The organism is Mesorhizobium sp. M4A.F.Ca.ET.020.02.1.1 (assembly GCF_004022645.1).
GTDB lineage: Bacteria > Pseudomonadota > Alphaproteobacteria > Rhizobiales > Rhizobiaceae > Mesorhizobium.
In genome coordinates this window covers 1-6,559 of sequence record NZ_RZOI01000316.1, presented here as the reverse complement: position 1 = coordinate 6,559, position 6,559 = coordinate 1, and the positions used below count along the sequence as shown (strand labels likewise).

At 64.6% G+C, this 6,559-nt stretch carries 7 protein-coding genes and 1 pseudogene; 5 read left to right on the top strand and 3 right to left on the bottom strand.

Annotation, left to right across the window (positions count from 1 at the left end):
- Both EN742_RS19490 and EN742_RS19485 read left to right on the top strand, forming a co-directional pair.
- Window positions 1-454 (top strand): DUF444 family protein (locus EN742_RS19490; protein WP_128333164.1); only part of this gene is annotated, 454 nt, incomplete at its 5' end.
- A gap of 11 nt (window positions 455-465) precedes the next feature.
- Window positions 466-2,016: a SpoVR family protein gene (locus EN742_RS19485; RefSeq protein WP_126058052.1), complete on the top strand. Its 1,551-nt coding sequence runs from the start codon at window positions 466-468 to the stop codon at window positions 2,014-2,016.
- A 41-nt stretch (window positions 2,017-2,057) separates the two neighbouring features.
- On the opposite strand, the gene EN742_RS19480 is transcribed toward EN742_RS19485, so the two are convergent.
- Genes EN742_RS19480 through EN742_RS19470 form a run of 3 tightly spaced genes read right to left on the bottom strand, consistent with a single transcriptional unit; the run spans window position 2,058 to window position 4,677 of the window.
- On the bottom strand, window positions 2,058-2,951 hold the full coding sequence (locus EN742_RS19480; protein ID WP_126058051.1) for a transporter associated domain-containing protein: 894 nt from the start codon (window positions 2,949-2,951) through the stop codon (window positions 2,058-2,060).
- The gene (aroB, locus tag EN742_RS19475) at window positions 2,948-4,069 is read right to left on the bottom strand and encodes a 3-dehydroquinate synthase (protein WP_126058050.1); all 1,122 of its coding nucleotides are present in this window, start codon (window positions 4,067-4,069) and stop codon (window positions 2,948-2,950) included. Before aroB ends, EN742_RS19480 begins: the two co-directional genes overlap by 4 nt.
- The gene (locus EN742_RS19470) at window positions 4,066-4,677 is read right to left on the bottom strand and encodes a shikimate kinase (protein WP_126058049.1); all 612 of its coding nucleotides are present in this window, start codon (window positions 4,675-4,677) and stop codon (window positions 4,066-4,068) included. The genes aroB and EN742_RS19470 overlap by 4 nt, the downstream gene beginning before the upstream one ends.
- Before the next feature lie 252 nt (window positions 4,678-4,929).
- Here EN742_RS19470 and EN742_RS19465 point away from each other — a divergent pair, with 252 nt between their 5' ends.
- The 3 genes and pseudogenes from EN742_RS19465 to EN742_RS19455 form a co-directional block, all read left to right on the top strand.
- Window positions 4,930-5,082, top strand: a complete 153-nt coding sequence (locus EN742_RS19465) for a histidine kinase (protein ID WP_126058048.1) — start codon at window positions 4,930-4,932, stop codon at window positions 5,080-5,082.
- 10 nt (window positions 5,083-5,092) lie between these two features.
- Entirely contained in the window at window positions 5,093-6,004 is a 912-nt protein-coding gene (locus EN742_RS19460; RefSeq protein WP_126058047.1) for a site-specific tyrosine recombinase XerD, read from the top strand.
- A 100-nt stretch (window positions 6,005-6,104) separates the two neighbouring features.
- Window positions 6,105-6,559, top strand: a pseudogene (locus EN742_RS19455) (acetyl-CoA carboxylase carboxyl transferase subunit alpha); the annotation flags it as partial.

The following is a 6,559-nucleotide window of genomic DNA, read 5'->3' as shown; positions in this document are numbered from 1 at the left end:
GGTGGTCTTCATCCGCCACACCCACGAGGCCCAGGAGGTGGACGAGGAAACCTTCTTCCATTGCACGCAAAGCGGCGGCACAGTCGTTTCCACGGCGCTCGACGAAATGCGCCGCGTCATCGAAGAACGCTACCCGGCCAACGAGTGGAACATCTACGCCGCCCAGGCTTCGGACGGTGACAATTTCGCCACCGATTCGGAACGCTGCATAGCTTTGCTCGACGGCGCGCTCATGCGTCTTTGCCAATATTTCGCCTATGTCGAGATCATCGACGAACGCGAGAGCCATATTTTCGGAGCCACCGAAAACGGGACGTCGCTGTGGCGCGCCTACAGCGTCGTCGCGCAGAAATGGCCGAACTTCCAGATGACCCGCATCGCCACTCCGGCCGACATCTACCCGGTCTTCCGCCAGCTCTTCGCAAGGCAGCCAGCTGCCCGCAAGAGCGCTTGAGAGGGGTGCAAATGGCCAGGCAGGCAGGCAAACCAGCTTTGCTGTTTTCCGGATCCGATTGGGACTTCAAGACGCTGTCGCGGGCCTATGACGCGATCGAGGCGATCGCCCTGGAAGAACTCCACCTCGATATCTATCCGGTTCAGATGGAGATCATCTCGTCCCAGCAGATGCTCGACGCCTATTCATCGATAGGCATGCCACTGATGTATCGCCATTGGTCGTTCGGCAAGCACTTCCTTCATCACGACCTTCTCTACCGCAAGGGCGGTCGTGGTCTGGCCTATGAACTGGTCATCAACTCCAATCCCTGCATCGTCTACCTGATGGAGGAGAACACCATGGCGTTGCAGGCCCTGGTTACGGCGCACGCGGCGCTTGGACACAATCATTTTTTCAAGAACAATCACCTGTTCCGGCAGTGGACCGACGCCGGGGCGATCCTGAGCTATCTCGACTTCGCCAAGGGCTATATCGCCCGCTGCGAGGAGCGGCACGGCCTCGCGGCGGTCGAGGCGGTCCTCGATTCGGCGCATGCGTTGATGGAACAGGGCGTGTTCCGCTACCGCCGGCCGCCCAAGCTGTCGTCGGAGCGGCAGCGCGAAGGCCTGCGCGAGCGCCTCGAATATGAGGAGCGCTCCTACAACGATCTGTGGCGCACGCTGCCGGCCTCGCAGGAGACCGGCAAGACCGGCGAGAAGGACGAAAGCCTGGCCGAACGGAAGAAGTCGCTCAATCTGCCCGAGGAGAACCTGCTCTATTTCCTCGAGAAGAACAGCCTTGTGCTGGAACCGTGGCAGCGCGAAATCGTCCGCATCGTCCGCATCATCGCGCAATATTTCTACCCGCAGCGGCAAACCCAGGTGATGAACGAGGGTTGCGCCACTTTCGTGCACCACACGCTGATGAACCTGTTGTTCGATCGCGGGCTGATCGGCGAGGGCGCCATGCTCGAAATCCTGCGCAACCATGCCAATGTGGTCTTCCAGCCTGGTTTCGACGATCCCCGCTTTTCCGGCATCAATCCCTACGCGCTCGGTCTCGACATGATGCAGGACATACGGCGCATCTCTACCGAGCCGACGGCGGAGGACCGCGACTGGTTTCCCGACATTGCGGGCCGCGGCGACTGGCGCGAGACGCTGCTCGAGGCATGGGCCGACCATCGCGATGAATCCTTCATCCGCCAGTACCTCAGCCCAACCCTGATCCGGAAATGGCGGCTCTTCGTGCTTGCCGATCGAGCCGACGAACCGCATCTGGAGGTCGCATCGATCCACAACGAGCGCGGCTATGAGAAGATACGCAGCGGCCTGGCCCACAGCTACGACGTGGGGGCGAACAGGCCCGACATCCAGATTGTCGATGTCGACCTGCGCGGCGACAGGCAACTGCGGCTGCAGCACAAGGTGAAGGCCGGTATCCTCCTGGACGAAGGCAGCCGCGACGCGACCTTGCGCCATATCCGCAGCCTCTGGGGCTACGAGGTCAGTCTTGCGGCGGTCGACGCCGAAACAGGCGCGACGCTGCACGAGCGCTCGACCAGGGAGATCGTGGAATAGCGCCGGAGGCAGACGCCGCGCCGCGCCGACCTACCTGATTTTCAGGCGTCGCCGGCCGGCTTTATCCGCAGCCTGGCGATGCGGTTCTTGTCGCGCTTCATGACTACGAAGCGCTTGCCGTGGAAGGTAAAGGCCTGTTTTTCATCGGGGATCGACTGGGTCTCGTGGATGACGAGGCCGGCAATCGTGGTGGCCTCCTCGTCCGGCAGGTTCCAGTCGAGCGCCCGGTTGAGATCGCGGATCGGCACCGTGCCGTCGACGACGACCGAGCCGTCGGCCTCCTGCTTAACGCCCTGGATGTCGACGTCGTGCTCGTCGGCGATCTCGCCGACAATCTCCTCGATGATATCCTCCAGCGTCACCAGCCCTTCCACTTCGCCATATTCGTCGACGACGATGGCGAAATGCGCCTTGCGGCGCAGGAAGGCGTTGAGCTGGTCCTGCAAGGTGGTGGTGTCCGGCACGAACCAGGGCTTCGACGCGATCTTCATCACGTCGATCCTGGAAAAGTCGTTGCCGACCTCGTTCAGCGCCCTCAGCAGGTCCTTGGCGTGCAGCACGCCGACGATGTTGTCGAGCGAGCCCTTCCACAACGGCATGCGCGTATGCGGGCTGTTCAGGATCTCGCGCACCACCGCTTCCGATGCATTGTCGGCATTGACCGAGCGCATGTTGGTGCGGTGGACCATGACGTCGGACACTTCGAGTTCCTCGAGGTCGAACAGTCCCTCCAGACGATTGCGTTCCTCTCGTGGCGCCTGGCCGTCACGGCGGAAATCGTCGGCCGCCTCGCGCGGCTCGTCATGCGCCGGACGTTGCGGATCGACGCGCCGCAATTCGTGGCCGAAGGCAGCGAGCAGGCGGGCGCGAAAGAGCAAGGCCAGCAGCATGGAGCCGGCAAGGACGGCCGCGGCGATCCAGCCAGCCTCGTTCATCCCGGGTGGTTTTCAGCAAGGAAGCCAAGCACTTCCGACGCCGGCACGTCCCTGGCGATGAAGGCCTGGCCGACTCCGCGCGTCAGGATGAAGGTCAGCGCGCCGCGCGACACCTTCTTGTCCTGGGCGATGAAGCCAAGCAGCGCTTCGGCGTCGGGCAGTTCGCCGGGGATGTCGGCCATCCGCCACGGCAGGCCGACGGCGCGAAGATGCGCCTCGACGCGCGCCGCATCGTCCGGGCTCGCTAGGTTGAGCCGCGCCGAGAAGCGATGCGCCAGCGCCATGCCGATGGCGACTCCCTCGCCGTGGACGAGCCGGGCGCCGTCATAGTGCGTCGCGGCTTCCAGCGCGTGGCCGAACGTATGGCCGAGATTGAGCAGTGCGCGGTCGCCGGTCTCGAACTCGTCGCGGGCGACGACATCGGCCTTGGCGCGGCAGGCCTCGGCGATCGCTTGCGTGCGCGCCGGACCGCCGGCGAACACGTCCTGCCAGTTCGCCTCCAGCCAGGCGAAGAAGTCGGGGCGGTCGATCAGCCCGTATTTGGCGAGCTCGGCATAGCCGGCGCGGAATTCGCGGATCGGCAGCGTGTCGAGCACGCCGGTGTCGGCCAGCACCAGCCTCGGCTGATGGAAGACGCCGACGAGGTTCTTGCCGCGCGCGCTGTTGATGCCGGTCTTGCCGCCGACGGAGGAATCGACCTGCGCCAGCAGCGATGTCGGGATCTGCACGAATTTCATGCCGCGCCGCACGATGCCGGCGGCGAAACCGGCGAGGTCGCCGATGACGCCGCCCCCTAGCGCGATGACGACGTCGCCGCGTTCCAGTTTGGCGGCGAGCACCCCGTCGACCACCTCTTCGAGATGCGCAAAGCTCTTGGTCTTTTCGCCGGCCGGCAGCGTGATGACGGCCGCCTGGATGCCGCCCGTCCCGAGGCCGGCCTTCAGCGTTTCGAGATGCGCAGCGGCGACGTTCTCATCCGTGATCACGGCCGCGCGCCTGCCCGGCAAGCGGCGCGAAATCTCCAGGCCAGCGCCGGACAGCAGGCCGGGACCGATCATTATGTCGTAGGCACGATCGCCAAGGCCGACTTCGACGGTGACGGGTGCGACGTCGCTCATGGCCGGGCCTCGTCGCTGGCTTGTACAAGCGCAACGCCAAAATGGCCGCACAGCGCCGCGACCACTTCGAAGGCGATGACCTCCTTGCGGTCGTCGCGGGTCGGCACGGTGATGTCCGATGTGGCATATACGGGATACCGCTCGCCCATCAGCCGCTCGAGCACGGCGCGTGGATCAGGGCTTTTGAGCAATGGCCGGTTCTGCTTCTTGGATACGCGCTCCATCAACAAATCGAGCTCGGCCTTGAGCCACACCGAGACGCCATGCGTGGCGATCGCCTCGCGCGTCTGCGCGTTCATGAAGGCGCCGCCACCGGTCGACAGCACCTGCGGGCCGTTTTCCAGGAGGCGCAGGATGACGCGCTGCTCCAAGGCACGGAATTCGGTCTCGCCATAGCGCTCGAACAGCTCGGGCACGGTCATGCGCGACACGCTTTCGATCTCCTGGTCGCTGTCGATGAAGGGCAGCGAAAGCATCGCCGCCACCTTGCGGCCGATCGCCGTCTTGCCGGCGCCCATCAGGCCGACGAAGACGATGGAGCGGCTGCCCAGCCGCTCCAGCAGCTCGGCATGGCCCTCGCCGGGAGGATTTGCTTGTAGCGCGTTCATACGAGCCCTCTTTGTCGGCGTTATCGACATCAAAAGCCTGTTTGCGTCAAGCACGGCAAGCAGGTCCCGGAAAAGTGTCAGCGGTTTTCCGAACAGGACCTGCGCCAAAACAAGCAGGTCCCGGAAAGTGTTATACGGTTTGCCGGCAAGGACCTGCGTTAGGACAACAGGCTTCTACCTTGAATTGGCCGGATTGGCGTCCCATAAGGGCACAGGGTTTGGAAATGCAGAACAAGAGACGGGCGCATATTGATGCCGACACTGTTTCGCTTTGTCGTGACGCTGACGATTCTGGCCGGCATTGCCTATGGCACGATGTTCGCGCTGGCCATGTTCGTCGAACCGAAAAAGGCCGAAATGAGCGTGCGCATCCCGCCCGAAAAGCTGAACCCCAAGAAGAACTGACGCCAACGACATGAACAGCGCGGCGCGCATCGAGGCCTTCCTGGAGATGATGAGCGCCGAGCGGGGCGCGGCCGAAAACACGCTGTCCTCCTACCGCCGCGACCTGGAAGACGCTTCGATGGCAATCAGCGGCGGGCTCGCGGGCGCGGCCGCCGCCGACATCCGCGCCTATCTCGACGATATCGCCGCGCGCGGCTTCGCCGCCACCTCGCAGGCGCGCAAACTGTCGGCCATCCGCCAATTCTTCAAGTTCCTCTACGCCGAGGGCCTGCGTGGCGACGACCCGACCGGCACGCTGGACAGTCCGAGGAAGGGCCGTCCGCTGCCGAAGACGATGAGTGAGGCCGAGACCGGCCGGCTGATCGACCGCGCCGCTACCGAAGCGGGCGACGCCGACGGCGGCGACCGTCCGGCGCGGCTGCGCCTGCATGCACTGGTTGAGGTGCTCTACGCCACCGGCCTGCGCGTTTCCGAACTGGTCGGCCTGCCGGTGACGGTGGCGCTGCGCGATGACCGCTTCTTCATGGTGCGCGGCAAGGGCGACAAGGAGCGCATGGTGCCGCTCTCGGCCAAGGCGCGCGCCGCCATGCGGGCCTGGCTTGCCGCCAGGGCAGAGCGGCCGGCCCTCGCCGCCAGCCCCTTCCTGTTTCCGGCCGCCTCCGACACCGGCCACCTCTCCCGTCAGGTCTTCGCCCGCGACCTCAAAGGGCTTGCCGCAAGGGCCGGCATCGCCTCGGCCAAGATCTCGCCGCATGTGCTGCGCCACGCCTTCGCCAGCCACCTCCTGCAGAACGGCGCCGATCTCAGGGCCGTGCAGCAGCTGCTCGGCCACGCCGACATCTCCACCACCCAGATCTACACCCATGTGCTGGAAGAGCGGCTGGTGCGGCTGGTCAATGATCATCATCCGCTTGCCGACTAGGCCTCATGTCGCTATGTGAGGGCGACGTTCCATCGCCCGGGGCCCCTGTTTTCGAGGGTTTCGCCAGCCATTGCCTTCCGAACTGTCGGTCCGCTCAAGAATGTACAACTACCTCGATTTCGAAAAGCCGGTGCAGGATCTCGAAGGCAAGATCCTGGAACTGAAGAAGCTTGCCGAGAACGGCGAGGCCGTCGATGTCGGCGACGAGATCAGCCGGCTGGAGAAGCGCTCGCGCGATGCGCTGCGCGAGGCCTACAAGGCGCTGACGCCCTGGCAGAAGGTGCAGGTGGCGCGCCATCCCGACAGGCCGCATTGCGTCGACTACATCAAGGGCCTGCTCAGCGATTTCACGCCGCTCGCCGGCGACCGCAATTTCGGCGAGGATCAGGCGATCGTCGGCGGCTTCGCCCGCTTCCGAGGCGAGCCGGTGGCGGTGATCGGCCAGGAGAAGGGCTCGGACACGGCGAGCCGGCTGAAGCACAATTTCGGCTCGGTGCGGCCGGAAGGCTACCGCAAGGCGGTGCGGCTGATGGAGCTTGCCGACCGCTTTAAGAT

Excerpts from the sequence above, each read along its gene's own strand:
- EN742_RS19485 (WP_126058052.1), top strand. The coding sequence starts at position 466 with ATGGCCAGGCAGGCAGGCAAACCAGCTTTGCTGTTTTCCGGATCCGAT.
- EN742_RS19480 (WP_126058051.1), bottom strand. The coding sequence starts at position 2,951 with ATGAACGAGGCTGGCTGGATCGCCGCGGCCGTCCTTGCCGGCTCCATG.
- aroB (WP_126058050.1), bottom strand. The coding sequence starts at position 4,069 with ATGAGCGACGTCGCACCCGTCACCGTCGAAGTCGGCCTTGGCGATCGT.
- EN742_RS19470 (WP_126058049.1), bottom strand. The coding sequence starts at position 4,677 with ATGAACGCGCTACAAGCAAATCCTCCCGGCGAGGGCCATGCCGAGCTG.
- EN742_RS19465 (WP_126058048.1), top strand. The coding sequence starts at position 4,930 with ATGCCGACACTGTTTCGCTTTGTCGTGACGCTGACGATTCTGGCCGGC.
- EN742_RS19460 (WP_126058047.1), top strand. The coding sequence starts at position 5,093 with ATGAACAGCGCGGCGCGCATCGAGGCCTTCCTGGAGATGATGAGCGCC.